The 22,519-nt window shown below is 51.7% G+C and carries 24 protein-coding genes; 19 read left to right on the top strand and 5 right to left on the bottom strand.

Features of this window, described 5'->3' with window-relative positions; translation table 11 throughout:
* The first annotated feature begins 6 nt into the window (after positions 1-6).
* The 4 genes from AB1483_01600 (at position 7) to AB1483_01585 (ending at position 3,201) form a co-directional block, all read left to right on the top strand.
* Positions 7-1,305: a permease gene (locus AB1483_01600; protein MEW6411149.1), complete on the top strand. Its 1,299-nt coding sequence runs from the start codon at positions 7-9 to the stop codon at positions 1,303-1,305.
* A 14-nt stretch (positions 1,306-1,319) separates the two neighbouring features.
* Positions 1,320-1,556 (top strand): thioredoxin family protein, encoded by a 237-nt coding sequence (locus tag AB1483_01595; GenBank protein ID MEW6411148.1) that lies wholly within the window; start codon positions 1,320-1,322, stop codon positions 1,554-1,556.
* A gap of 476 nt (positions 1,557-2,032) precedes the next feature.
* Positions 2,033-2,509, top strand: coding sequence for a nitrophenyl compound nitroreductase subunit ArsF family protein (locus AB1483_01590; protein ID MEW6411147.1), 477 nt, complete (start codon positions 2,033-2,035; stop codon positions 2,507-2,509).
* Complete coding sequence (locus tag AB1483_01585) at positions 2,509-3,201, top strand: aromatic aminobenezylarsenical efflux permease ArsG family transporter (GenBank protein MEW6411146.1); 693 nt, start codon at positions 2,509-2,511, stop codon at positions 3,199-3,201. The genes AB1483_01590 and AB1483_01585 overlap by 1 nt, the downstream gene beginning before the upstream one ends.
* A 67-nt stretch (positions 3,202-3,268) precedes the next feature.
* On the opposite strand, the gene AB1483_01580 is transcribed toward AB1483_01585, so the two are convergent.
* The 3 genes from AB1483_01580 to AB1483_01570 form a co-directional block, all read right to left on the bottom strand.
* Complete coding sequence (locus tag AB1483_01580; GenBank protein MEW6411145.1) at positions 3,269-4,576, bottom strand: AAA family ATPase; 1,308 nt, start codon at positions 4,574-4,576, stop codon at positions 3,269-3,271.
* 28 nt (positions 4,577-4,604) lie between these two features.
* Positions 4,605-5,360, bottom strand: coding sequence for a hypothetical protein (locus AB1483_01575; GenBank protein ID MEW6411144.1), 756 nt, complete (start codon positions 5,358-5,360; stop codon positions 4,605-4,607).
* A 909-nt stretch (positions 5,361-6,269) separates the two neighbouring features.
* Positions 6,270-6,791, bottom strand: a complete 522-nt coding sequence (locus tag AB1483_01570; GenBank protein ID MEW6411143.1) for a DinB family protein — start codon at positions 6,789-6,791, stop codon at positions 6,270-6,272.
* 163 nt (positions 6,792-6,954) lie between these two features.
* Here AB1483_01570 and rpmH point away from each other — a divergent pair, with 163 nt between their 5' ends.
* Genes rpmH through mnmE form a run of 5 tightly spaced genes read left to right on the top strand, consistent with a single transcriptional unit; the run spans position 6,955 to position 10,845 of the window.
* Entirely contained in the window at positions 6,955-7,107 is a 153-nt protein-coding gene (gene rpmH, locus AB1483_01565) for a 50S ribosomal protein L34 (GenBank protein ID MEW6411142.1), read from the top strand.
* A complete protein-coding gene (gene rnpA, locus AB1483_01560; protein MEW6411141.1) occupies positions 7,091-7,438 on the top strand; it encodes a ribonuclease P protein component in 348 nt (115 codons plus the stop codon). Before rpmH ends, rnpA begins: the two co-directional genes overlap by 17 nt.
* A 25-nt stretch (positions 7,439-7,463) precedes the next feature.
* Positions 7,464-7,661, top strand: a complete 198-nt coding sequence (gene yidD, locus AB1483_01555; GenBank protein ID MEW6411140.1) for a membrane protein insertion efficiency factor YidD — start codon at positions 7,464-7,466, stop codon at positions 7,659-7,661.
* A gap of 58 nt (positions 7,662-7,719) precedes the next feature.
* Positions 7,720-9,441 (top strand): membrane protein insertase YidC, encoded by a 1,722-nt coding sequence (gene yidC, locus AB1483_01550; protein MEW6411139.1) that lies wholly within the window; start codon positions 7,720-7,722, stop codon positions 9,439-9,441.
* A 45-nt stretch (positions 9,442-9,486) separates the two neighbouring features.
* Entirely contained in the window at positions 9,487-10,845 is a 1,359-nt protein-coding gene (gene mnmE / locus AB1483_01545) for a tRNA uridine-5-carboxymethylaminomethyl(34) synthesis GTPase MnmE (GenBank protein MEW6411138.1), read from the top strand.
* 22 nt (positions 10,846-10,867) lie between these two features.
* Here mnmE and AB1483_01540 read toward each other — a convergent pair whose 3' ends face one another.
* Together AB1483_01540 and AB1483_01535 are read right to left on the bottom strand one after the other, a co-directional pair.
* Positions 10,868-11,635, bottom strand: a complete 768-nt coding sequence (locus tag AB1483_01540; protein MEW6411137.1) for a hypothetical protein — start codon at positions 11,633-11,635, stop codon at positions 10,868-10,870.
* Positions 11,636-12,015: 380 nt separating this feature from the next.
* A complete protein-coding gene (locus tag AB1483_01535) occupies positions 12,016-12,888 on the bottom strand; it encodes a hypothetical protein (GenBank protein MEW6411136.1) in 873 nt (290 codons plus the stop codon).
* A gap of 246 nt (positions 12,889-13,134) precedes the next feature.
* On the opposite strand from AB1483_01535, the gene mnmG reads away from it, so the two are divergent.
* The 10 genes from mnmG to AB1483_01485 all read left to right on the top strand — a co-directional run bounded on the left by mnmG (position 13,135) and on the right by AB1483_01485 (position 22,518).
* The gene (gene mnmG, locus AB1483_01530; protein ID MEW6411135.1) at positions 13,135-15,003 is read left to right on the top strand and encodes a tRNA uridine-5-carboxymethylaminomethyl(34) synthesis enzyme MnmG; all 1,869 of its coding nucleotides are present in this window, start codon (positions 13,135-13,137) and stop codon (positions 15,001-15,003) included.
* Positions 15,000-15,623, top strand: a complete 624-nt coding sequence (locus tag AB1483_01525; protein MEW6411134.1) for an RsmG family class I SAM-dependent methyltransferase — start codon at positions 15,000-15,002, stop codon at positions 15,621-15,623. Before mnmG ends, AB1483_01525 begins: the two co-directional genes overlap by 4 nt.
* Positions 15,624-15,698: 75 nt before the next feature.
* A complete protein-coding gene (locus tag AB1483_01520) occupies positions 15,699-16,457 on the top strand; it encodes an AAA family ATPase (GenBank protein MEW6411133.1) in 759 nt (252 codons plus the stop codon).
* Entirely contained in the window at positions 16,454-17,302 is an 849-nt protein-coding gene (locus AB1483_01515) for a ParB/RepB/Spo0J family partition protein (protein MEW6411132.1), read from the top strand. The genes AB1483_01520 and AB1483_01515 overlap by 4 nt, the downstream gene beginning before the upstream one ends.
* 2 nt (positions 17,303-17,304) lie before the next feature.
* Positions 17,305-18,090 carry a M23 family metallopeptidase gene (locus tag AB1483_01510; GenBank protein MEW6411131.1) on the top strand — a complete coding sequence of 262 codons (786 nt, stop codon included), beginning with the start codon at positions 17,305-17,307 and terminating at the stop codon, positions 18,088-18,090.
* Positions 18,074-18,502, top strand: a complete 429-nt coding sequence (locus AB1483_01505; protein ID MEW6411130.1) for a polymer-forming cytoskeletal protein — start codon at positions 18,074-18,076, stop codon at positions 18,500-18,502. Before AB1483_01510 ends, AB1483_01505 begins: the two co-directional genes overlap by 17 nt.
* 394 nt (positions 18,503-18,896) lie before the next feature.
* Entirely contained in the window at positions 18,897-19,904 is a 1,008-nt protein-coding gene (locus AB1483_01500; GenBank protein ID MEW6411129.1) for a MoxR family ATPase, read from the top strand.
* A 54-nt stretch (positions 19,905-19,958) separates the two neighbouring features.
* The gene (locus tag AB1483_01495) at positions 19,959-20,663 is read left to right on the top strand and encodes a hypothetical protein (GenBank protein ID MEW6411128.1); all 705 of its coding nucleotides are present in this window, start codon (positions 19,959-19,961) and stop codon (positions 20,661-20,663) included.
* A gap of 1 nt (position 20,664) precedes the next feature.
* Entirely contained in the window at positions 20,665-21,609 is a 945-nt protein-coding gene (locus AB1483_01490; GenBank protein ID MEW6411127.1) for an isoaspartyl peptidase/L-asparaginase, read from the top strand.
* Between the two features lie 9 nt (positions 21,610-21,618).
* Positions 21,619-22,518, top strand: coding sequence for a DUF58 domain-containing protein (locus tag AB1483_01485; protein MEW6411126.1), 900 nt, complete (start codon positions 21,619-21,621; stop codon positions 22,516-22,518).
* The last annotated feature ends 1 nt before the right edge of the window (position 22,519 follow it).

Below are 22,519 nucleotides of genomic sequence, written 5' to 3'. Positions count from 1 at the left end.
CGAGCAATGGAATTGAGAAAAGAAATAAGACCGCTGCTCATGATAGCGGGCGTTTTCCTGATATTCTTCTACCTGCCGGTGGGTTCGTCACGGTTTGACAATGCCGTGATGGAGGCTATTGCGTTAACGCAGTGGTACGCCCGCGAGCATGTCATTCTCTGTCTGCTTCCGGCGTTCTTTATCGCCGGAGCAATCGCGGTGTTCATCAGCCAGGCATCGGTAATGAAATATCTCGGCGCGAAAGCCAACAAGGTGCTGTCGTATGGTGTCGCCTCGGTATCCGGGTCGATACTCGCCGTTTGCTCCTGCACGGTGCTTCCGCTGTTCGCCGGTATCTACCACATGGGGGCGGGATTGGGGCCCGCTACGGCTTTTCTTTATGCCGGACCGGCGGTAAATGTTCTGGCTATCATCCTCACGGCGCGAGTGTTGGGAGTTGAGCTAGGTGTTGCCCGTGCTGTGGGAGCGGTGCTGTTCAGTATATTGGTCGGTCTGATGATGCATCTGATGTTCCGTAGCGAAGAAAACGAAAAGATCGCTGCCCAGCACGCTCTACCCGAACAGGATGTTGATCGCCCGCTGTGGCAGAATGTAGTCTATTTCGGCGCCATGATCGCCATTCTGGTTTTCGCCAATTGGGGCAGACCGGAAGAAACAACCGGATTGTGGTTCACGGTCTATTCGTATAAATGGATTATCACATCGGCAGTGTCGGTTGTCTTCGGCCTATTGCTGGTCAAGTGGTTCAAGATAGATTGGTGGAAAGTCGCTACGGTGGCGGTGCTGACGGCTATTCTGGCCGTGCTCATTCCGCACGAACCGCTTATCCCGTTTGGACTGGCGGTGGTCGGTCTGGCTGTGATTACCGGCACAAGCACGGGGGAGACTCGCGACTGGCTCAGCGAGACCTGGAGTTTTGCCAAACAGATCATGCCGCTTCTGTTTTATGGTGTGCTTGTTGCCGGACTGTTGCTCGGACGGCCCGGGCACGAAGGAATTATCCCTTCGCACTGGATCAGCAACTCGGTCGGCGGCAATTCGCTCGGCGCAAATTTGTTCGCATCGGTAGCGGGTGCGTCTATGTATTTCGCGACTCTGACCGAAGTCCCCATTCTTGAAGGATTATTGGGGGCGGGTATGGGTAAAGGCCCCGCTCTCGCGCTGCTTCTGGCCGGACCGGCTCTTTCGCTGCCGAACATGCTCGTCATCCGGAGTATCATGGGGATCAGAAAGACGGTGGTTTTCGTGTCGCTGGTGATTGTGATGGCGACAATAAGCGGATTGATTTTTGGAACGTTCTATTAATTAAGGACTATATTGTGAAGAAGATTCAAGTACTCGGAACCGGCTGCGCCAAGTGCAACAAGCTGGCCGAAGAAGCTGTCCGGGCTGCTATGGATCTGGGTATCAAGTACGATTTAGAAAAAGTCAGCGATATCCAGAAGATCATGGCGTACGGGGTGATGATGACACCAGCGCTGGTTATCGATGGTGTCGTGAAAACGTCCGGCAAGGTGCCATCGGTCGACGAAATCAAAAAGATGCTGCAGGAGTGAGAGGGCGCGATGACGGGTACAAGTGCTGTCAGGCGTCCTCGCCTGACAGTGTCGCTTCGGATCGGAAAAGCCGTCACGTGGGGACACATGACGGCACATTGCAGTGACGAAATGGTGAATCGTAGGCATTTGATTTACGGGTGCCCCATCCGGCCCTCGGCGGGACTGTGGGCTCAGACAGAGGTATAAGCGTAGGTCGAAACCCCTGCTCGTCAGAGTCTCCCGTTTCACGGGAGAGGTTTCGACAATGGAAAAATTAGGAAGAAATCAAGAGAACGATGTCGAAACCACGCTCGTCCCCGCTGCATGCGGGCACGATGCTCAGGGGTTTCGACCTACAAAAGATGAAAACTGTAGGGCACTATGCGATGACGAAAACAACGGATCGTAGACATTTGATTTATCAAATGCATCGACAAGTCAAACACTACGGGCAGATGAGGACATCTGCCGCGCACAAAATAGAGGATATCTATATGACCAAAACCAGACTGTTAATCATCATCACCTCGTTGCTTGCCGCAGCTTTGATCTGTGGCTCCGTCTTATCACAAGACAAAACCGAGACCCCCGCCACAAACGATTCGACACAAGTCACCAATCCCGACGCGGCCGCAAAATTGATTGTGTACTATGTTCATGGCACGCGCCGGTGTGCCACCTGCAAAAAGCTCGAAGCATACACTCAGGAGGCAATCGAGAGCGGTTTTGTCAAAGAACTTGAAGCCGGAACTATCGAGTGGCAGACAGTGAACACCGATGAAGAGGGCAATAGCCACTTCATTCAGGACTACCAGCTCTACACCAAGTCGGTCATTCTCTCCGAGGTTCAGGACGGGAAAGAACTTCGCTGGAAGAATCTCGATAAGATCTGGGAGTTGGTGCGCGGTGATAAAGAGGCGTATATCAAATATATTCAGGATGAAGTGAAGGCATTTCTCGGGGAAGGTTGATGGATTCGTTTTTGATCGGCGCCTGGTCGGCCATCTGGCTGGGCATCCTGACATCGATTAGCCCCTGCCCGCTGGCGACCAACGTGGCGGCGGTGTCGTATATTTCCAACCGGATGACGCGTCCATCGATGGTCTTCTGGTCGGGATTGCTTTATGTGGCCGGGCGGATGCTGGCCTATCTGGCGCTGGGGATTATCATGGTGGCCAGTCTCCTGTCGATTCCGGATCTATCGTTTGTCCTTCAGAAACACATCAACACTTTCCTCGGCCCGGTGCTTATAGTCGTGGGGGTACTTCTGTTTGGTATTATCAAATTCAACCTCCCCGGATTCGGGATGAGCGACCGGACGCAGAAACGTTTGGAAGGGTATGGTATCTGGGGGGCGTTTTTGTTCGGGATAATTTTCGCGCTTTCGTTTTGTCCGGTATCGGCGGCGTTGTTCTTTGGAAGTCTGGTGCCGCTTTCTGTGACGCACAATTCCAAATTTGTTTTGCCGCTGCTGTATGGATTGGGGACCGGTCTTCCGGTTATCGCGGTCGCTTTGTTGGTGGCGATGGGCACGCGGTTTGTGGCGACATTTTTCAATGCCCTGACACGGTTCGAACTCTACGCCCGACGTATCACCGGAGTTGTTTTCATCCTCGTCGGCATCTACTACACGCTGATTTATATTTTTGGTGTGGAGATGTGAGGGGGTCAGACGGTACTACGCCAAAGCACGCGCCTCTACAGCCATCATCTATAACTTGCCACGAAGTTCAGTAGGTCCAAATCAAACTCTCGCGAAGTGGCTTGGGCACCTTGACACTATCTGCGCCCGGGAAATTGGCAAGGATAAGCCGCAGAGTCTTCATCCCGCGGTAAGCACGTATCATCAACTCCCTCTGCTCCCCCAGCAAGCTCGGCTCAAATTGATCAGACTCTATGGTGTGTGCAGGTTTCTGGCGAAGTTTACGAATTTCCCTGAATGTAGATACCATTTCCGATATTGGCTGTTTTTCTTCAGTGACAAAATGAGCGTCTAACCAATCTGACAACACTTGGAGGGACCCCTTCTGAGTGACTTTCACCCTGCCGTCGTTGCGCAACTCATCTACCTCCAATTCCACTTCGTTGAGGAAGAAGCTGATGTCAATATTGTCTGACACCATCTTATCCAATGTCTGAAGAAAGCCTCGATACTCTTTTTGGGTCGGTCTTATCAGAAAAGTAAACTCTCTCGGTTTCGTGTGTACGTCGAACACACACCTGAATAGAGGTTTGCGATCAATAGCCACACACATGTTATTAATTACCTTCATTTCTTCGAGGAACGCCACGAAAATAGGGAGTCGTTCTGGGAATTTCCCCTCCAAGTGAGTTCTTACATAGTCGGGGTGTGGTATGTAGTCTTCGCGCAGGATATACTTTTGCCAATGTTTCTGATGCTCCGGGGTTAGCCTCGATAAATAGCATATGAAGACTGTTACAGCCCGATTAAGTTCTTTGTCAATTGCAAAGCCAAACGTTTTCAGCATGACTTTGTCATGGTCCTTCATCTTTTCATTGTCCCAATACTCGTCAGTAACACCGATCCGCCCATCTAAATCCGTGTTGACGTAGTAGAATCGTGGATCGTTTCGATAGAACTCAAGTACGCTCAGGTCAAAACACAATAGCCGCAACTGCGGTTGGCCCAGGCACAGCATGAGAGTGAAGGGTCTATCCGTGAAATCTGATTCGTTTACTAGTTCCTTCAAGATCGATTCCGTGGGATAGAGGCAAATGGTCGAATTACCATATTTCTCCAAGGCGGCAAGCTGGTCTTTGATAGGTCCGACCACTGATGCCTTAATGTGAGCGTTACTGCTATTACCCGGATGAGTTATACAAACTAGCTCATCGACGATTGATTTTCGCGTGATATCAATAGCCTGCTCGTGTGTAATCTCAAAAACTGCCTCCAAATCGCTTATCGGTAGACCGTTGAAGTCGCCAGAATCCAGATAGTGGTGTGCAACAACATGAGGAAATAGCCTTTCGACCGCCGCCATTTCTCTCTTGTGTTTTCGTCTCCTTGAGCTCATGTCTGACTCTCCACCTCAGTCTGTGTAACTACGAATTCAAATCTACCCTTATTCCGTATGCAAAAGTTTTCTCTCGCTTGCCGGGGCGTATCCATAGAGTTGCACCACGAGCCAAATTGAACTCATATGTCCAAGGAACATTGGAAGGTCGTGGATTGATGGTTGCCGGTAGATATTCTTGAATCTCTTTGTTTACTACCCAATTCTCATCCGGTTTGTCCAACTGGGTCCATCCTAGTCCGATGTCACAGAGTTGCCAAAGGCAGCGGTCTTCAGTTTCAAAAATCAGAGTTCGGCGCTTGTCTGGATGCCGCGCATTCCATACTCTTACTAGCCTTTCCCTTTTCTTGTTCATTCTCTGTGACATCAATGGCTGATCTTTTTCGCCAGCCAACATTCTGACATACAATTGTTGAACCAACTCATCTGATACCCCAAATGACCGCCGTATTGGTGCGAAAAATTTCTGTATCTCATCGTCCAAACGCTGAAAAATGACGAGAATCTCGGACAATTCCTGAATGATCGCCCTCCGGCCCTCTTCGTCGTGCATTAAGTGATTGCGCTCGTGCCAAAAACCATGGGCAAGGTAGTTCCGTGTAGCAAGAGCTTGCTCAAGCTGTTGCTGGATGTCTTCGGAAACCACACCCTTCAGCCTCTCAATAACTTGTCCCAGTGTCAACGAGAATGCAAGGGCAAGTTTTTCTTGAACCCGCGGACCGGTCATATCCCGAGGTTTGTCAAATGTTGCTAATGCATATACAACACTGAGCAATTGCTTCAATCCGTCACTCTCGCAATACGCCTGACCGAATAGGGCGAAAATCTCATTTGTCAGATTGGCCGAGTCGTTCACCGAACGAAAATATACGAGTTTTGCACGAACTAAGCAAGTAGGAGTAGGTCGAACAAAGACTTATGAATTGTGGTAGCAGCCAAAACGCAGGGATCCCCCCGCGACCGAGCGTATTCTGCGGACCGTACTCGGCACATAAGCAAACGCAGGTCAAGTCTTCCGTTTCCAGGGCAGATTTCGGCAGGCATACCTCGACAATTTCGCAACAAATCCGCGGCAAATAGTCCTTCGCTATGCTCGTATGGAAACATACGCATGCATCGGTAGGCATTTGATTTATCAAACGCGACATCACGCCTCTTTCTCCCTCGCCCTCCGGGAGAGGGCCGGGGTGAGGGGTTACAGCAAGAATTAAGAAACGAAGCCAAATTGCCGTAACGAGCAATACGACTATTCGTTACGGCGGGTGGCAGGGTCAAACTTGCTTTGGCCCTGACACACCTTTCGTAGGGGTTCAAAATTTTGAACCCCTACGATACTTGCTGGATTCCGTCCCCGCCTTGCGGGACTCGGAAGTTTTCAACGGAATGACTCGGCTACGGTTTTTCGCCTCGTCACTACACAAAAAAGGCGAAACGAAGCCAAATTTGGAACCCGGTGAATCTGAAGATTCACCGGGCACAACATCTGAAGAATCACCGGGCACCAGGCACTGGATTAATCGAGCGCCATAGGCGTTGATGGTAGGCGTTTGATTTATCAAACGCGACATCACGCCTCTTTCTCCCTCGCCCTCCGGGAGAGGGCCGGGGTGAGGGGTTACAGCAAGAATTAAGAAACGAAGCCAAATTGCCGCAACGAGCAATACGACTATTCGTTACGACGAAACACCCGGATTCAACCTTCGAACTTTCGCTCCAATTCCGTGATCATGGCGAAATGGTAGTCATCGTGTTCGGCCGCGAACAAGGCCATGTCGCACACCCGCATGGGAACATCGAGGCGCGGATGATGAGCCGAGCGAGCGGCCCGGGCTTCGTCCATAGCCTCCAGCCGGTCGATGAAGGCCTCGCGAACTTTGCGAAATTCGGTCAGGATCCATTCGATACTCTCGGCATTGAAATCGGCGTTGGTGGTGCGGACATTTTTGACATCGGCGGCCCGAAGGCTTTCCAGGCCGGCATCGTAGTCATCCAGACGGCCAATATGTAGCGCCTCGACTTTAATCAAATGGCCGATTTGCTCCTGAATTGACCATCCGCGCTCGGGCTTCTTGGTCAAAATCCCGGCCGGGAGGCGTTTTACGAGAGCTTCGGCGCGGTCGGGGGTGCCGCGGAGACGTTCTATAATGAAGGGGAAATCGCTGACCGGGAAATTGAAATTGAACTTTCGGTCAAGCCACAGGGTCCGTTTGACCATAAATATTCTCCTTTTGCCGGTATTGGCTCTGCGTGCTACATTATATATGACTTTCTTACGAGAAAATCATCAAAAAGGCCGGTTTTGATGGTGGATTAATCTGCTTGACGATGTTTGTAATTGTGTTATATTGGCAAACTTAGAATTTTGAGGTGACAATAATATGAAACGGACATATCAGCCTTCAAACGAGAAGATGCTCAATGACCACGGTTTTCGGGCCCGGATGGCCACGAAAGGCGGCCGCAAAGTGCTGGCCAGACGCCGTGCGAAGGGCAGAAAAAGACTGACTGTCAAAGTTGCTCGGAAGAAATAAATTACCCCGGAGACTCAGCCTGAAATCCCGGGCTGATATCGACCGCCTTCTGAAACAAGGAAAGAGAATCTCTGGGGATTATTTTTCTCTTTCGTGGGAGAAAAGCGAGGAGTTCCGGTACGGCGTTTTTGTTTCCCGCAAGTTTGGCTCAGCCGCCGACAGAAACAGACTGAAACGCCTTGTCAGGGAAGCTGTTAGACTCAACCGACGCGCGCTCAAACAGCCGGTGAGCATAGCGATTCTTCCGAAACAGAAAGTCGGCCAGGCCGATTTCGAAATTATCAATGCTGAGATCAGTCAAATATTCGAAACTATCAGCAATCGGGCGTAAAAGCTTAGACATCCTCAACTACCCTCTGATTTTCGCCATCTATATCTACCGGTACACCCTGTCGCCTGTTATAGGCAACAGTTGCCGTTTTTATCCCACCTGTTCGCATTATGCCGAGGATGCTTTGCGCAAGTATGGTCCTTTCAAAGGAGTGATGATGAGCGCCAGACGCCTTCTGCGATGCCATCCGTGGCACGAGGGCGGCTATGACCCGGTTGAATAAGAGGCCCGACGGCGGGTATACAAGTTATTGAATTCGCAGGATTGAGAGGTAAACAGATTTGGATAAGAAGACAATTGCGCTTGTGGCAGCACTGGTGATCGTACTGCTGTTTTATTTCCAGATAATGGAGTTCCTTGGGCTGTATAAACCTGCCCCGCCACAGCCCGCAGTTCAGGACACAACGGCCGTTGACACAACGACCCAGGTCGTTCAACAGCCACCGCCTGCTCCGTCGTCAGTCGATACCACAACCCGCGCGGCAGTCGATACCGCGGCGAAAGTCGAAGCTGTAGTGGTGGAACCGGCGCAGGTCGATACGGTCATCGTAACCACCGACAAGTATATAATCACCCTCAGTACCTTTGGCGGTGGGCCGGTGTCGCTGCGGTTGCGTGAGTATGATTACCGCAATGACACTTTGATAGAGATGCTTCCGGATGCCGGACGGGTTACCCCCGAAGCCACTTTCGCGGGCGGTCAGTTCTCGACTTCGAATATCAATTTCTCGTGCGACCTTGCGCCGAGGGAGTACGCTGTCTCGCGCGAGCCGCTCGACATTGTCTACACTTATCAGAACGCATCGGGTGGTGAGATCAAGCGCCACTACCGGTTTTATCCCGACACATACCACTACGATCTGTACCTGGAGGTCAACGGTCTTGACCAGCTGGGGTTTGATCGGATGTATCATCTGAAGTGGAACACTCCCCTTGATCCAACGGAGCCGCAGCTCGATACGGACTATGAGGCTATGGAAGCGGTGGCCATGCAGGGCGGGTCGAGAGTGACACTCGATGATTTCGAGGACGGGCGTCTTCAGCAGTCAATGACCGGCAGTGCGACCTGGGCGGGTGTGCGTTCGAAATATTTCGCGGCGGTGATGATCCCCACCAACCGGGTGGCCGAGAGCGTGTCGGCCTCGGGCATCAAGGAAAAAATCGCGACGCGCGAAGGCAATATCGAGATGCGGGAAATCACGGTCGGCATGGAGTTACCGTTCTCCAACATCAACCCATCGTTCGCCGACAGTTTCAAAGTTTTTGTCGGGCCGATGAGTTACTCGCTGCTGTCGAGTTACGATGTTGGCCTTGAGGATATGCTGGGTATCGGCACGACGCCGTACGTGGGATGGATTATCAAGCCGTTCGCGATCGCGATAATCTGGTTGTTGCCGCGCATGTACTCGGCGATTCCCAATTACGGTCTGGTGATTATTCTGTTCGCGCTGGCGGTCAAGCTGATCACGATGCCGCTTTCGATGAAGTCGTTCAAGTCGATGAACGCGATGAAAGAACTTCAGCCGAAAATGGAAGAGCTCAAGAAGAAGCACAAGAACAATCCCCAGGCGCTCAATCAGGAGATGATGAAGCTTTACAAGACGCACGGGGTGAACCCGATGTCGGGATGTTTGCCGATGCTTCCGCAGATGCCGCTGTTCTTCGCGCTGTTTTCGGTTTTCCGTTCGACGATTTTGCTTCGCGACGCACCCTTCGTGTGGTTTATCGACGATCTCTCGAGAGGGGCGTCGAGTTTCACCGACCCGTATATCGTGCTGGTGATTATCATGATCGGGGCGCAGTATATTTCGCAGAAGTTGACCATGGCGTCGTCGCAGCAGAACAAAATGTTCATGTATATCATGCCGCTGTTTATGGGCTTTATTTTCTATCGATTCGCGGCGGGATTGGTGCTCTACTGGGCGTGTTTCTCCATCTTTTCGCTGATCGATTATTTCGCTTTCAAACGTAGCAATAAAAACGCGCAGGTGAAGACGGCTTAGGGCAATGGTCGCTAAAAAAAAAATGCCGACGGCAGCGATGATACAATCGTTGCCGTCATAACTCCTCCCGGCGAGGGCGGCGTTGCCGCTCTTCGCGTCGCCGGCAGCCGCAGCCTGTCGATTCTCAAACGTCATTTCAACCCAATCGCATCCGACCACAGCGAGTTCTCGCCGTTTCTGATGCGGTACGGGCATTTTGTCGATCGCAATGGCGCTGTTATCGATGAAGTGCTGGTGGTGTACATGCCGAAGGGCAAATCATACACCGGGCAGCACCAGGTTGAGATATACTGTCACGGCGGTCGCCAGGTGGTGCAGCTCATCCAGAGTGAGATTGTCGGTGATGGCGCTCGCATGGCCGAACCGGGCGAGTTTACGAAACTGGCGTTTCTGGCCGGAAGAATAGACCTGACCAAAGCCGAGGCGGTAGCCGAAGTTATAGCAGCCAATACGAAAACATCGTTTGACGCCGCGCGCGACCATCTGCTTGGTAAATATCAACAGCACGTCGCGACTCTGCGCGAAAAGCTTATAGATATTCTGGCGGATGTTGAAGCTTCAGTTGACTATCCCGAAGAAGATGTTGAAGCGGCCGATAAGCAAAGACTGGAAGAAGCAATTAATGTTATAATGGCTGATATCAGTGAGTTAGCCGCGACTTATCAGGGTGGTCAGATCATCAGCGAGGGATTTAAGATGGCCATCGCCGGCAGGCCTAACGCGGGCAAGTCTTCGCTGTTTAATTTGCTGCTGCGTCAGGAGCGAGCTCTTGTGACTCCAACTCCGGGGACGACGCGCGATTACCTGTCCGAGTGGATTGATCTCGGTGGTTACAAAGTCAATATAATCGACACTGCCGGACTTCGTGCGACCGGCGGGGCTGTAGAGAGGGCCGGGCAGAAGTCATCGAAGGCTATTATCGCTGGGGCGCATCTGGTAATCTGGATGGTGGATATATCCAAACCTGGGTGGAATCGGCAGGTTGGCCCCGATCTCGAGGCACTCGGTGATCGCCTGATATTGTTGATAGGCAATAAATTAGATGTTATGCGCGAGAGCGCCAAGGACACCGCAAAGGCATTGCCGGCGGACATGATCGCCATTTCGTGCAAGACCAACGCGGGGATAAAACAGCTTCGAGAGACAATACTCGAGCGTATCGAGAAAAACCTGCCTGATCTTACCTCGGGAGTGGTGGTAACATCGGCCCGTCACAAACAGAAGTTATCATCGGCGGTGAAGTCGCTGAGGTCGGCTCGCAAGAAGATCATGGCGGGTGAATCACCGGAGTTGACCGCGTTTGATTTGCGTGAGGCGGTCAATGCCATTGATGAAATCACCGGTAAAGTCTATAACGAGGATATCCTCGGCCGTATCTTCTCCAAGTTCTGCATTGGCAAGTAGGTTGGTGCTGAGCCATGACGGCTCATTCTGCTCTGAATTCCAGTTCATCAATATCGGTTGACTCTTCATCTGTCACCTTCCCCCGGACAGAGAGGGTCAGCACGTTTTTTCCGGCCGCGACAGGGAGTCGCACTATCTCGTGTCCGCCAGCCACCGGAGTAAACAGATTTGATATGTCCTGTTCATTCAACACAGCCATAAACGATTCGGCAAGAATGGCATCGCTATAAATTATGAACAGATCAGTGCTGTCGGTGCCGGGTGGCAACTCAGTCTTCGCTTCGGCGATATTTACGTATGACAGAAGTCTGTCAATTTCAATTGACTCGCCACCACCAACGAGGCCGCCAGTGACAAAGCATTGCGCCGAGGATGTCTTGTCAAAACCGAGAGTGTATGCGTGAGTCGCGGCAGGTAGAATAGATATTTCACTGAAGTCGAACCTGGAGGGTGCGCTCCCTTTGTTTGAGTCGTAACAGAAAATTCCGATGTTATAGGCGCTATCTATGACACGCGACACGACTATTTTATAATCGCCACTTGAGGGCGTCATAATCTCCACGTGCTTGGATTCCATGTCACCGTTGCCGTCGGGATCTTCGATATATTCTCTGTAATATGAAGCTTTGGGAATTTCCTCGAATGATTCCCCTGTCTGCGAATCGAAACCAACCCGCCTGCCCTGCGCATCAGTGATGAGCAGTTCGCCGGGCAGTTCGAACCCGATAAAGATCGAGGAAACGTCATTGGCGCCGGGCGTTACAGACTTCCTGTTTGCGGTCTCAGCCAAGTGGGCATCAGGAAGCTGACCTGTTGGCACCCGTGCGGTATCCGCTGTATTTCGGGTCGACTGTTGCGTATCGGTTTGGTCTTCGGCAGTCCCCTGGCAACCCAGACTCAACGATAGGATTACCAGCCAAATTAAGAACTTCGCGAGAAAAAAAGCTTTGATTTTCAAAACATCACTCTCCCATTGTTTCAAACGCATGGACCCACCTTTGGGTGGGAGGGACCTCACAATTCGTCGAAGAAGAATCTTTGCTTCCTCACAAAAGGTGAGGCACCTCGGGCCCGGGTTTTTTAGCTGATGCCGGGCATTTTTGCTGCTTCGTCAACTGCCACTTCAGCAATTAAAAGGCAGTGTAATACTACAAACCCCAAGCTTGAGGACTATTTAACAATAAATTCCAGAAAGTCGGTATCGGTTATTTCTTCTTCAGCCACATTTCCCAGGACAGACAAGGTCAGCACGTTTTTTCCGGCCGCGACAGGGAGTCGCACCACCTCGTGCCCGCCAGCTACCGGAGTGAACAGATTTGATATATCCAGTTCATTCAACACGGCCTTAAATGATTCGGCAAGAATGGCGTCGCCGTAAATTATAAACAGATCGGTGCTGTCAGTGCCGGACGGCAACTCGGTCTTCGCTTTGGTTATGTTCACATACGATAGAAGCTGGTCGATTTCTGCCGACTCGTCGCCACCAACAAGGCCGCCAGTGACAAAGGATTTCCCACTCGGGGTTTTGTCGAAATGTATGATGAAGCTGTGTACCTCACCAATTGCCATTTCGATACTTCTGAAGTCCCTACCGGTGACGTCGCGCGCATCATCGTCGGAGTAATAACACTCGATGGATGCACTACTTGATTTGTAAGGACTGCCAACGCTGTCGCGCGTTGCAGTAACGGTCAATCTGTAATCCCCATCTGCAGGTCCAAGAATATGCAGTTCCTTTACCTCCGGCCCGCTCAAGCTTTCTGAGCTTTCAATGTAGCGCGGATAGTACGAAGCGTCCGGTACTTCCTGATACGAAGTACCCGTTACAAGATCCAGGCCGATTCGACGGCCCCATGGATCAACAATCAATGCCTCGCTGTGAGGGCCGCACCAGATGTCAATTGCAGAGTAGTCGCTCCCCGGTACCGACGGTGTTTCTTCAGAATCTCCGGATGAATTGCCGGCCCAGCACGATGCCAACATCAACTGTACGGTAAAAAGCATCGCAATTGCCGATACGCATTTCAGGCTTAGGTAATTCAAAAGAAATCTCCCCTCGGTTTCAGGTCTGTTCTATCGGAAGATTCAACGCCGCGTGAAATTTATCAACAATTTTTGCAGCCACTCGTTGGTTTTCGGCTGGACGTCCACGTTAAAAGGCAAAGGGTACAGGCACCACGTCAATTGTGTTACACGTGAAACACGGCCAGAACCCGCATGGGACCGATTTGTGTTGCCAATTCGCGCCTTGAACAGTTTATTGCAGACCGTTGTTTAGGGAATTGATCAATGACTTACGATTATGATGTCATAGTGGTTGGCGGCGGTCATGCCGGAGTCGAGGCGGCCCTGGCGGTGGCCCGCATGGGCAGGACTGCGGCAATTGTCACGATGGATTCATCGAAGCTCGCCCTCATGTCGTGCAATCCGGCCGTGGGCGGGATCGGCAAGTCGCATCTGGTGAAAGAGATCGATGCCCTCGGGGGCGTGATGGGCATGGCGACCGATACTACCGGGATTCAGTTCCGGCGTCTCAACCTGTCGCGAGGGCCGGCGGTCTGGTCGACCCGGGTACAGGCCGATCGGATTAAATACAACGAGTATATCGTAAATTTTGTCGGCTGGACAGCGAATGTAAACGTCGTTGAAGGTGTTGCGGGGGAAATACTTAACAGCAATGGCACAGTCACCGGAGTCAGAACTGAGTCGGGACAGGTGATTATCTCCCGGGCCGTTATCATTTGCTCCGGGACTTTTTTGGGCGGGCTTATTCATATCGGCGAAAAGAAGATCAAAGCGGGCCGAATGGGTGAGAATGCGGCGTACAAGCTTTCCGAGTCACTAACGAGTTTGGGGTTTGAGGTAGGGCGTCTCAAGACCGGTACTCCTCCCCGCCTTGACGGCGACACGATCGACTGGTCGAAATGCGAGATTCAGCCGGGCGAGGAGCCTCTCCCCTTGTTTTCGTATCGGTCGACCAGGGAATCATTCGAGCAGACACCGTGTCACCTGACTTACACGACCGAGGCAACGAAGGAGCTGGTCTCAGCCAATTCCAAATTGTCGCCGATATTTTCCGGCCAAATCAACTCCAGAGGGCCAAGATATTGCCCATCAATAGAGGATAAATTTTTCCGGTTTGCTGACAAAGAGCGCCATCAGATTTTTCTCGAGCCTGAAGGAAACGGCACTAACGAGATATATCCCAATGGGTTTTCGACCGCGCTCCCCGAGGAGATTCAATACAAAAGCATTCGGACAGTGGTTGGACTTGAAAGGGTGAAAATTACCCGGCCTGGCTATGCTATCGAATATGACTACTGCCCGGCCTACCAGATAAAGCCATCACTGGAGACCCGTCGTTTGGCGGGGTTGTTTTTCGCCGGCCAGATTAATGGTACATCGGGGTACGAAGAAGCTGCCGGTCAGGGCTTGATGGCTGGAATCAACGCGGTTTTGCGAATTGAGGGTGAGGAGCCGCTGGTGCTGGATAGGTCGGAGGCTTATATCGGAGTTATGATCGATGATCTCACGACCCGGTCGACTACTGAGCCGTATCGGCTGTTTACTTCGCGGGCGGAGTATCGTCTGGCGCTCCGGGAAGATAATGCCAGGGACCGACTTAACAGGTACGCAAAGCGTTATAACCTTATTGATGATAGTGAGTTCACGGCGTTTGAGGAGCTTCAGAAAGCCACTCAGGAGGAGATCCAGTTACTTCGCAAGAAGCGTCTCCGGGTGTCCGAGATAGGCGCGCTGGGGGCGCGGTTTCAGAAGAAGGAATCGATCAGTCTTGAGGAGCTGCTGAAACAGCCGGGGGTGACTATTAAGGAGGCTCTTCCCTATCTGGCGAAATTCGATGGTGAGTTCTCTGACAATCCGGAGGTTCTGGAGAGGGCGGCTATAGCTATCAGATACCGGGGATACGTCGACAAGCAACTTCGGGAGATCGAGAAATTCAAACGTACGGAGAGCGAGAAGATTCCGGAGAGTTTCTCTTTTGATGATATAAAAGGGCTCAAGCGGGAGGCGCTGGAGAAATTCCGCAAATTCCGGCCATCATCGTTGGGCCAGGCGGGGCGGATCGAGGGGGTGACACCGGGGGATATCGCGGTGTTGTCGGTTTACCTGAAAAAACACAAGGCTTCGGCGCGATGACCAAAAACGGCGATATCATCGAACTCGCTCCCGTTGAGCTTCTTAGAAGGCACGACCCGGACTTGCGGTTGACCAGATATTTTGAAATTCTTAAGGCTGAGAATCAGAAAATCAACCTTGTTTCACGTGAAACAATTGATTCCGGGCTGGAGATTCTGGCGGCGGAATCGCTTCTCCCCTTTGACCAGATCGAACGTCAGCCTTTTCGAAATTACCTGGATATTGGCAGCGGCGGGGGCCTCCCGGCATTTCCTATACTTCTCACCAAGCCGATCGAGAAAGCCACGCTTGTAGAGCGCGTTTCGAAGAAGTCGCTGGCTCTTGGCCGAATTGTCAGGGGGCTTTACATGGATAGTACTTCCGTGGAAATAGTCGAGGGGAATTTCGAAGAGCTCTCGTTTGAGGGGCAGTTTGATCTCGTTACTCTCAGGCTGGTCGCGTTGACGAAAAGGGTTCTCAAGAAGATCGATTCCGTGCTCGCGAGCAGTGGTATTTTCATCTATTATGCTGCCGCTAGTGATTTGGAAACGCCCAAATCGATGTCCTGCGTAACTTATTGTTATAAAACGTCAGTAGACGCTCCCACCAAAAGCTTCACTATCTGCCGCAAAATCGTTTAGATTTTTGTTGCTTAACAATTCCCATTGGATTAAACTTCTGCTCTACATGAGGTTGATTTCATTAAGGAGTGTCCTTTGGGCAAAGTTATCGCGATTACGAATCAAAAGGGCGGTGTGGGCAAGACCACCACGGCGATTAATCTGAGTTCCTGCCTGGCAGCCGCCGAGCACAAGACCTGTCTGATTGACATGGATCCGCAGGCCAACTCCACCAGCGGGGTGGGTCTCGACAAAGAAAAAATAGAGTCATCTATCTACGATGTTCTGATCGGCAATAAAACCATGAAAGAAGTGGTGCAGCCGACCGAACTTCAGTATCTCAACATCGTGCCGTCATCGATCTCCCTGGTCGGCGCCGAAGTGGAGCTGGTGTCGATGCTGGCGCGCGAGACGCGATTAAAGAGCGCGTTGGCCCCCATTCTCGATGATTACAAATATATCATTATCGACTGCCCTCCCTCGCTGGGTCTTTTGACGCTTAACACGCTTACGGCGGCTGATTCGATCATCATTCCCATCCAGTGCGAGTATTACGCGATGGAAGGGTTGGGGCAGCTCATGAACACCGTGAAGCTGGTGCAGGATAATCTCAACCCGAATCTTCAGATCGAAGGTGTTCTTCTTACGATGTTCGACAGTCGTCTGAATCTGTCGAGGCAGGTGTCCGACGAGGTGCGCAAGCATTTCGACAGCAAGGTTTACAATACGGTGATATCGCGCAACGTGAGGTTGTCGGAGGCGCCGTCGTTCGGCAAGCCGATCATCCTTTACGATATCATGTCGACCGGAGCGGAAAATTATATGTCGTTTACAAAAGAGGTGCTTACGCGATGAGTAAGATAGTTCTTGGAAAAGGGCTGGGAGCGTTGATTCCCGGTGACAGCAGGGTGGTGTCGGAGGAGAACAAGTATCGCATGGTGGCGCTCGATAAGATAGGTCCCAATCCGATGCAGCCCCGTCGCGATTTCGATGAAGCCGGTCTTCGCGATCTGGCCGATTCGTTCAAGGTCAACGGTATCATGCAGCCGCTGGTGGTGCGCGTCAACGGCGGCGGTTTTACGATCATCGCCGGCGAGAGGCGTTACCGGGCGGCGCGGATGGCGGGTATGACGGAGGTGCCTGTGATGGTCGCGGGCGACGTTGCCGACACGCGCATGCTCGAGTTGGCGCTGGTGGAGAATCTTCAGCGCGAGGATCTCAATCCGATGGAGATGGCGCAGGCGTATCGTCGGTTGATCGAAGAGTGCAATCTCACGCAGAACGAGTTGGCCGAGCGGGTCGGTAAGAGTCGCGCCTCGGTGGCGAACGTGTTGAGGTTGAACACTCTTCCCGATGAGATCAAGCAGATGATTCGTCAGGGAAAGCTTACCGAGGGACACGCCCGGGCGATTTTGTCGCTGGATAATCAGCCGGCGATGCTTCGCATGGCCGAGCAGATAGTCTCCGGTTCTATGTCGGTCAGGCAGGTGGAGGACGAGACGCGGCGTACGAAAAAACGGCGGCTGGTACCGAAGAGAAAGATTCCCGCCATCACCGAAGTTGAGAATTATCTCAAACGTCTTCTGGGGACATCGGTGAAAATCAGTCCCGGTCTGAAGCGGGGCAAAATAGAGATCGAGTATTACGGCGATGAGGATCTGGATCGCCTTGTCGAACTGTTTCATAAAATCGAGGGCTGACAATGGCCGAGAGGAAATATATCACGCTGATGTTGATACCCGACGGCACCGAGAGCCGCCGCGGTTTCCGTATACGTCAGTGGCTGTTCAAGGCTATCGCGATCGGCCTGGTGGTTATCGTGGTAGGGATACTTCTGTTTTTCGTATTCTATGGAAAGGTGTTGACACGGGCGGCGATGGCTGATAAACTTGCTAAGGAGAATGAGAGGTTGCTGCGCTATCAATATAAAGTGCAGCTTCTTGAGGCTAATCTGCAACAGGCCCGGGGCATAGTGACACGACTTACAGAGCTGGCCGGTATCGATATTGAGTTTCCTGAATTGCCGGATGATTCCACGTTGTTTGCGTCGCTCGACGAGCGTGGTATGGCGGTGGTGTCTCGCGCGGCCGGCATAGATATATCTTTACCCGCCGGACTTCCCATCCAGGGGTTTATCAGCCAGGATTTCGAGATAGAAGACGACGCGCATTATCATCCGGGGGTGGACATTGCCTGCGCCGAGGGGACGCCGGTGCTGGCGACAGCGGCCGGCGAAGCTATTTTTGCCGACTACGATTCGACCGCATACGGATACATGGTGGTATTAAAACACAATGATTCGATAACGACCATTTATGGCCATAACAAGGAGTTGCTGGTTGAGGTGGGACAGACGGTGCCGGCGGGCAGTCGGATTGCCCTGTCGGGTAACACCGGTTTATCGACAGCGCCGCACCTTCATTATGAGATAAGAATAAATGATAACCCTATAGATCCGCTGGATAATTGGTATGATCAAAAAGACTAACAATAACGAAGTGGATGGATTAATGAACACCATTATTGGCAAAGATACTGTCATCAACGGGACTCTCGATGTTAAGGGAGCGCTGAGGGTTGATGGTACGGTAAAGGGAAAGATTATCTGCTCTGACTGTGTGACAGTTGGTTCGACAGGGATCGTTGAGGCCGAGATCGAGGCCAACACCGCTATTATCGCCGGCCGCATGGTTGGTAATGTGGTCACAAGCGAGAAGATAGAACTTCAGGCGAAATGCGAGATGGAAGGTGATCTTAAAACCAAATCACTGGTCATAGAGCAAGGGGCGGTCTTCTGCGGCGCCTGTAATATGAAGGAGAGCAAGGGTAGCCTGGGATTTTTACCCCCCGAGCAGCCAAAGAAGGAAGTAGAGCCGGCGGATAAGAAGAAGATTTTCTGATTGTTGACAATACGGCACTTTTGTGGAAAAGGTGTACATTTTGTGGATAACCCCTTATCTTATTATTAACAAACAAGATAACCTTTTCGGATAGTGGACTTTTCGACTCGTTTATCCACATTTTATTTGGATTTAAGTTAAAGTTTTATCGAGGTTTAGCGTAAATCTAACATTTCTCAGGGGCCATTTTAACCCCTGTTTTGAAAAGACCATTTACCGGCACAAATTGCCGACTTGTCATAAAGCGGACCAATATTATCGCTTTATTTCATACAAGCGCCTTTGGGTCTGCCGGATATTTTCAAGAGCAATCGATGTTTTTCTCTGGACGTATTGTATAAATAATCGTTGGTGCGAAAAACTGGCACGATGGTAACTAATTACGGAGGAGTTGATGTCGTCCAAACAGACCGGATCTGATATAGCGGCGGTTGAAACGCTGAATTCAGCTTATACCAGCATCAAAAGCGAGATAGGAAAAGTCATAATTGGTCAGGAGCAGGTTATCGAGCAGCTTCTGATATCCCTGTTGTCCTCCGGGCACTGTTTGCTGGTGGGTGTGCCGGGTCTTGCCAAGACGCTGCTGATATCAACTCTTGCCCGCGTGTTGAATCTGAAATTCAATCGCATCCAGTTCACTCCGGATTTGATGCCATCGGACATTACCGGTACGGAGATTATCGAAGAAGATCATTCGACCGGTCGGCGTCAGTTTCGCTTCGTGAAAGGCCCGGTTTTCGCAAATATAATTTTGGCCGATGAGATCAACCGCACGCCTCCAAAGACTCAAGCGGCTCTTTTGCAGGCCATGCAGGAGCACGAAGTTACTGCGGCAGGACAGACTTACGCTCTGGACGAGCCGTTTTTCGTGCTGGCCACGCAGAATCCGATAGAGCAGGAAGGCACTTATCCTCTTCCGGAAGCTCAGCTTGATAGGTTCATGTTCAATGTTCTCGTGGATTATCCGTCAAGTTCCGAAGAACATCAGATTGTCAAATCGACCACAGCGGTTCTTTCGTACGAGTTGGACAAGATTTTGTCGCCTGAGGATATCATTGGATTTCAGAATCTGGTTCGCCGGGTGCCGGTCTCGGATCATCTTATCGAATACGCGGTTGATCTGGTTCGCACTACCCGTCCGACCGAGCCGAACGCGCCCGATTTTGTTAAAAGCTGGGTCAACTGGGGGGCCGGCCCGCGTGCTTCGCAATATTTGATTCTCGCCGCCAAGACCAAGGCAATTTTAGAGGGCAGGCCGACCCCCGGCCCGGAGGATGTCTGCTTTGCGGCTTACCCGGTTCTGCGCCACCGCATTGTAACATCGTTTAACGCCGAGGCCGATGGTGTGGATTCGACCGAGATTATCAAGCGGGTGCTCGATTCGGTGAAGGAACGGGCCTAATTTTCCTGGCATTTGCCGCACTGACTACCGGCCTTTTTTAATTGAGTGAGTTCTATGATACAAAATATCAGACTCTCGGAACTGCCGCCATATGGCAAGTTGTTCGTGGGGCTGTTTACCACGCTGATGCTTTTTGTCTGCCTTTGGGCGATGGCGATTTTTTATGTCGAGAAGGGCCTTGTCACGGTTGACGAATATGAATTGTCAAGCGGCGGGTACGATACCTTACCGGCCGAGGCTGCTGACGGCAATATGGCGCTGGATATCGAGGGAATACTCGCCGACTCGGCGTCGGAACTGGCGCCCGACTGGGACAGCAATCTGCTGGAAGAGCAGGTTGAGTATGATTCAGCGGAGCTGGCCGACAGTTTCGAGAAATATGATGCTCAGGCGGTGCCATATGATCAGGCTCTTGAAATCGAAGAATATCCCGGGCCGGACGATGTCGATCATATAGGTCATAATCTGGGGCTGGCGCATACCCATATCAATGGCCAGACACTTCTGTTTTTCGCCTTGGGGCTGGTTTTCATTTTCACGTCGGTGAAACCGCGGGTGAAGAAGACGGTTCTTTTGACTTTTGCCGTGGCTGTTCTGGTGCACGCGGTTGGTCTTACGGGCGAGGGGTTTCACTGGTTTTTTGATGATATCCTGGCAATCAGCGGTGTGGCCATACTTGTCTCAATAATCTATATGGCGCTCATGATTTATGTTGATCTGGCGCGCGGTGCGACCGCAAAAGCAAACAGCGAGGAGTGAGATGGCATCGAAATTCGGTCTGGTAATTCACGGCGGGGCGGGGACAATACTTAAGGCAAAGATGACGCCGGAAAAGGAGGCTGAATATCTCGCGGGACTTGGCGAGAGTCTCAAAACCGGATATACCATTCTCGAAAGGGGTGGTCGGGCGGTTGATGCCACGCAGGCGGCGGTGAAAGTAATGGAAGATTCCCCTTTGTTCAACGCCGGAAAGGGAGCGGTGTTCACCCACGAAGGGAAAAACGAGCAGGATGCCTCGATAATGGACGGCAGAACACTCAACTCCGGGGCAGTGGCCGGGGTACGTCACATAAAGAATCCCATTGAGTTGGCGCGGCTCGTAATGGATAAGTCCGAGCACATTCTGCTGGGCGCGGATGGAGCCGAAGCGTTCGCGAAACTGCACGGGGTGGAATTCGCCGATGACGACTATTTCTATACTGAACATCGGTGGCAGCAGCTAAAGGCCGCCAAATACAAAGAGAAACTCTCGCAATCGGATTATTCTCAACTGGATCACTCCGATGACAAACACGGGACAGTCGGGGCGGTGGCGCTCGATAAGAGTGGCGACCTGGCCGCGGCGACCTCATCGGGCGGCATGACCAACAAGAAGTTCGGGCGATTGGGCGATTCGCCGATTGTCGGCGCGGGTACTTACGCCAATAATCGCACCTGTGCTGTGAGTGGTACGGGTCATGGGGAGTATTTTATCACGGCGGTGGTATCGTACACGGTGTCGGTGTTGATGGAGCTTAAGGGGATGTCGCTCGAAGAGGCGGCCAATATGGTTATTCACAAGAACCTGACCGAGCTTGGCGGCACCGGCGGGATTATCGCGATCGATAAGGATGGCAATATAGCCATGCCGTTTAATACCGAAGGGATGTACCGCGGTTATTTGCTTGAGGGCGGCGAGGCTGTCTTGAAGATATTTAAGGACTAACGCTGGATAATGTCTGCCGAATATAGAAAATACCTCGATCCCGAAGTTGTCTCGCATTTGAAGGGGATGGAGATGCGTGCCCGGATGGTGGTCGAGGGGTTTATCGCCGGTCTTCACAAGTCGCCCTATCACGGCTTTTCGGTCGAGTTCGCCGAGCACCGTCAGTATATGCCGGGCGACAATATCCGCGATATCGACTGGAAAGTTTATGGCAAGTCGGATCGGTTTTATATCAAGCAGTACGAAGAAGAGACAAATCTTAAAGGCTATTTGCTTCTGGATTGCTCGGCATCGATGGCGTATCGCAGTGGCGACAGGGTAAGTAAGCTCGATTATGCCGGGATGCTTTGCGGGGCGCTTTCGTTTATGATGCTTCGTCAGCGCGACGCGGTGGGGCTGGTGACTTTTGACCAGAAGATTCGCCGGTATATTCCCCCGCGCTCGAAGTCAGGGCATCTTCATGTGCTTTTGAGCGAGATAGCCAACCAGACGCCTTCGGCCACGACCGATATATCATCGACCCTTCACGAGATGGCGGACCGGATAAAACGGCGGGGATTGGTGATTATCATGTCGGATCTACTCGACGAGGCCGACCGGATACTCAGCGGGCTGAAGCATTTCCGATACAACAAGCACGAGGTGATTGTTTTTCATATTCTTGATCCGCGGGAGCGGGATTTCGCTTTCGGGCAGGAGGCGATTTTCAAGGATATGGAGACCGGCGAGGAAGTCACGACGCTGCCGTATCAGATCAAGCGCGATTTTGCGCGTCAGGTGAAGGCTTTTTCGGACGAGGTAGCCACGGCGTGTCGCCAGAGCAATATAGATTATTTCCCGGTGGATACGGCGATGCCTTTTGACAAGGCGCTTTATGCATTTTTGTCTAAACGAGAGCGGTTGTATTAGC

The organism is Candidatus Zixiibacteriota bacterium (assembly GCA_040756055.1).
In the GTDB taxonomy this organism is placed as follows: Bacteria; Zixibacteria; MSB-5A5; order GN15; family FEB-12.
This window is presented reverse-complemented; position numbering and strand designations above follow the sequence as displayed.